Origin of the sequence: Mesorhizobium sp. (genome assembly GCF_024509055.1) — a bacterium.
Classification (GTDB): domain Bacteria; phylum Pseudomonadota; class Alphaproteobacteria; order Rhizobiales; family Rhizobiaceae; genus Mesorhizobium.
The window spans coordinates 1-3,975 of record NZ_JANINM010000144.1 but is presented as its reverse complement, the minus strand read 5'-3'; the positions used below and the strand labels follow the sequence as shown (position 1 = coordinate 3,975).

The following is a 3,975-nucleotide window of genomic DNA, read 5'->3' as shown; positions in this document are numbered from 1 at the left end:
AGCTTGAAGCCATAGGCCTTGCCGAGCGCTTCCAGCGTCTGCGCGTAATAGGGCGAGGTCGACTTCGCCCACGGGCTGATGGCGCCATCGCGAAGCGAGACGTTCTCGTCGGGCACGACGAGATTGGCGTCGATGGCGCGCTGGCTGCCCAGGCCATCGCAGGTCGGGCAGGCGCCGAACGGGTTGTTGAAGGAGAACAGCCGGGGCTCGATCTCCGGGATGGTGAAACCGGACACCGGGCAGGCGAACTTTTCCGAAAACAAGATACGCTCATGCGTCTCGTTCTTGGATTTGTTGACAGCATCCTCACCGGTCTGGCTGGCATCGAGCGGCCGGTCGGCGAACTCGGCCACCGCCAGACCCTCGGCGAGCTTGAGCGCCGTTTCCATCGAATCCGCGAGACGCGTCGCCAGATCGCCACGCACGACGATGCGGTCGACGACCACGTCGATGTCGTGCTTGTACTTCTTGTCGAGCGCCGGCACGTCGGCGATCTCGTAGAAGACGCCGTCGACCTTGACGCGCTGGAAGCCCTTCTTCTGCAACTCCAGCAGTTCCTTGCGGTATTCGCCCTTGCGACCGCGCACGATGGGCGCCAGCAGATAGAGGCGCGTGCCTTCCTCGAGAGCCAGCACGCGGTCGACCATCTGGCTGACCGTCTGGCTCTCGATCGGCAAGCCGGTGGCCGGCGAATAGGGAACGCCGACGCGCGCGAACAGCAGGCGCATGTAGTCGTAGATTTCGGTGACCGTGCCGACCGTCGAGCGGGGATTGCGCGAGGTGGTCTTCTGCTCGATCGAGATGGCGGGCGAGAGGCCGTCGATCTGGTCGACATCCGGCTTCTGCATCATCTCCAGGAACTGACGCGCATAGGCCGACAGGCTTTCGACATAGCGACGCTGGCCTTCGGCATAGATGGTGTCGAACGCAAGCGACGATTTGCCGGAGCCGGACAGGCCGGTCATCACGATCAGGCTGTCGCGCGGCAGGTCAAGATCGACGTTCTTGAGATTGTGTTCGCGCGCCCCGCGAATGGAAAGGTATTTATGGTCGGCCATTGCCGGTCGCCGCCTCAGGTCTGGAATTTGCTGGATTGGCGGGTTTGTTCCCGGCCATCCCCTATGTAGGTTGTTTTGCCGCTACGTCGAGTGACGCCACATTTCTCGACGCAAGTCGTTTAACCGTCTTTCGCGCGAGGGGGCAAGCAGAAAGAACAAAGGTCGAACACCCTCCTGACAAAGCGCTGTGGAAACCGAGGTCGCCGGCGCCCGTTCCCTTCATCCACAGAGGCGCTCGACTTACCCGCACGTAACCTCCCGGCGATCACATTTTTCGGTAACCGGCTATTGAACGGTTGACGCCGCCGACACACGGGAGCAGTCTCGGTGTGTCAACGAAGCCGGCCGTCTTTCGATGGCCTCGCCACCCAGAGGTGGCCCGCGAGACGCCGTGGGCAAAAGCGATTTTTGCTTCGAATGACATCGTCGCAACGGACCCAGGAGCGGAGCATGACGCCACCGGACTGTCCCTTGAGGCTCCACACGGCGATGGAGCCACGGCAGGCATAAGTGCCAGGGTAGGCGTGAGCGCCAACCCGACAAACCGTGACTTGCTGTTCCCCTAAAATCAGAGACGATAGTCGGATCGTCGGCAGATCGCCGCGGTGCATCCGAAGCAAAACGCCGGCAGAACACTCCCGGCTAAGATTGGATTTGAGATCCATGAAAGCCCCGTCAGACTGCGGAAGCAGCGGCGGGGCTTACATTTTGCCGATCCCCCATTCACCGGCGGCACCGTCACAAACGGTGATTGGCCAAGGTCTCCCTGACGAACCGAGACGCTTCTGCCAATAGCCACTGTCCTTGGCAAGCGGACGGCACCGGCCAATCCGACAGGTTCTATTACGGGACGATCAGTGGTTCGGAATCCGCGTGCCGCCCGTGGCCATATCGATGGTTATGCTGCCGGAAATCCTGACATCGGTGTTGCCGATCTTGAACGTGCCGTTGTTGCCCGCGGGCTGAGCGTCGTCCGGCTCCGGCTGGGGAGCCGGTTTGGCGATGCGATAATCACCACTCACGCCGGGCAGCTTCTGGGCGGAGTTATCATCCGCGAAAGCGGCGCTGCCGAACGCCAAAGCGCCGGCAAGCGCTGCCAGCGCGAGCAAATGTCTGGGTGTCCGGCGCATCGTCATCCGTGAATTATAGTGGCGCCGGCGAAGCGAGACCAGACGCGCGGCAATGAAATTGGCGCATGTCGGTCAAGCCGCCTTCTTGCGTGTGTCGTAGACGTGGTCGACGAGGCCCCAGGCCTTGGCCTCATCAGCGGTCATGAAATAGTCGCGGTCGAGCGTGCGCTCGACCTCCTCATAGGTGCGGCCGCAATGTCTGGCGTAGAGTTCCGTCATGTGGCGCTTGGTGCGCAGGATATCCTCGGCGTGGCGCTGTATGTCGGAGGCCTGGCCCTGAAATCCGCCGAGCGGCTGGTGCAGCACGATCCTGGTGTTGGGCAGGGCGATGCGTCGGCCCGGCGCGCCGGCCATCAAGAGGAAAGAGCCCATCGAGGCCGCAAAGCCCACGCACACCGTCGATACCGGGCAGGAAATATATTGCATCGTGTCGTAAATGGCGAAGCCGCTGGTGACCACGCCGCCGGGCGAGTTGATGTAGATCGATATCTCCTTGTCGGGATTGTCCGATTCCAGCGACAGCAATTGCGCGCATACCAGCGCCGAAACGCCATCGTTGATCTCGCCGTTGATGAAGACGATGCGCTCGCGCAGCAGCCGCGAGAAAATATCGAAGGCGCGTTCGCCTCGGCTCGACTGCTCGATCACCATCGGCACCAGATTGGCTATGCTCATCGCTCTTTCCTCGATTGGGCTCAGGCAGCGCGCAGCATCATGCAGGGCGCGTTGGCGGCGGTTGGGTTCCTGCGGGCGTCCAACGAGAGCCCGCAACCGGCGCCGGCGACCGCGACGACGGGCTGCGCCACCTGCACGAAGCTGTCATGGACGATGCAGAGACGCGTGCCGCCGGAGGCTGTGCATTCCAGCCTGAAGGTGACCACGCTTTCGAAGGCCGGCAGTCGATCGGCCGCTCCGGAGCGGGACCGCTCGCGCCAGGAGTAACGCAGCAGCCTGCCGGGTTCGGCCTTCAGTACCTCGCATTCGATCGGCGCGTCCGGCCCGGCAAAGGCGAAGCGTCTGCCGGCTTCCGGCCTGATGTCGTTCGGCATAAGCCACGCCGCCAGCAATTCCGGTTCGGTCAACGCCCGCCACACCTTTTCCGGCGGATCGGGAAGCTCGCATTCGAAGCTAAGCGGCGCCTCGGCCGGGCGCGGGTGTTCTGTCGCTGTCATTGGTCCATTTCCTTCAGAACCGTCTTCAACTTCTCGATGCGCTCCGGCCAGAAGGCGCGGTAGCGATCAATCCAGCCAAGCAGCGGGTCGAGCCCTTGCGGGTCGGCGCGGTAGTAGGCGTTGCGGCCTGCGCGGCGCTCGACCACGAGGCCGGCGCCGCGTAGCACGGCGAGGTGCTGCGAGACCGCCGGCTGCGACACGCTCATGCCTGAGCGCAGCTCGGACACGGTCATTTCTGTGGCCGTTAGCCGCTCGTAGACGGCGCGCCTGGTCGGATCGGCGAGCGCCCGGAAAATCTCTGCCTCGATCATGACAAAAGCATAAGTCGATACTTATTGGTTTGGCAAGCGGCTATTTGATCGCCATATCGAAACAGGCGTTCGAGTTCTGCCTTTGCTGACATTCCTTGACAGACCGCAAGGTCGTGCTAGAACGAAAAGAGAACAAAAACCTTGTGGGAAAAGCCAGCCTTTTGCAGGCATCGGCAGCCTACAGGCTGTAAGGTGAGCGACTTAAAATCGGATGAGCGCGGAGAAGTAAGATGGCGGGTAGCGTCAACAAGGTCATTCTGGTCGGCAATCTCGGGGCGGACCCTGAAATCCGCCGCCTGAATTC

Annotated in this window: 4 protein-coding genes and 2 pseudogenes; 1 reads left to right on the top strand and 5 read right to left on the bottom strand. The window is 62.2% G+C overall.

Features of this window, described 5'->3' with window-relative positions:
* The 5 genes and pseudogenes from Q0L57_RS07635 to Q0L57_RS07615 form a co-directional block, all read right to left on the bottom strand.
* Positions 1-1,058 (bottom strand): annotated as a pseudogene (locus Q0L57_RS07635) (excinuclease ABC subunit A); the annotation flags it as partial.
* Positions 1,059-1,912: 854 nt separating this feature from the next.
* Positions 1,913-2,194, bottom strand: a complete 282-nt coding sequence (locus tag Q0L57_RS07630) for a hypothetical protein (protein WP_296740552.1) — start codon at positions 2,192-2,194, stop codon at positions 1,913-1,915.
* A gap of 66 nt (positions 2,195-2,260) precedes the next feature.
* The gene (locus Q0L57_RS07625; RefSeq protein ID WP_296740549.1) at positions 2,261-2,959 is read right to left on the bottom strand and encodes an ATP-dependent Clp protease proteolytic subunit; all 699 of its coding nucleotides are present in this window, start codon (positions 2,957-2,959) and stop codon (positions 2,261-2,263) included.
* Complete coding sequence (locus Q0L57_RS07620) at positions 2,884-3,360, bottom strand: SRPBCC domain-containing protein (protein WP_296740548.1); 477 nt, start codon at positions 3,358-3,360, stop codon at positions 2,884-2,886. Before Q0L57_RS07620 ends, Q0L57_RS07625 begins: the two co-directional genes overlap by 76 nt.
* A complete protein-coding gene (locus Q0L57_RS07615; protein WP_296740545.1) occupies positions 3,357-3,671 on the bottom strand; it encodes a metalloregulator ArsR/SmtB family transcription factor in 315 nt (104 codons plus the stop codon). Before Q0L57_RS07615 ends, Q0L57_RS07620 begins: the two co-directional genes overlap by 4 nt.
* A 230-nt stretch (positions 3,672-3,901) precedes the next feature.
* Here Q0L57_RS07615 and Q0L57_RS07610 point away from each other — a divergent pair.
* Positions 3,902-3,975 (top strand): annotated as a pseudogene (locus Q0L57_RS07610) (single-stranded DNA-binding protein); the annotation flags it as partial.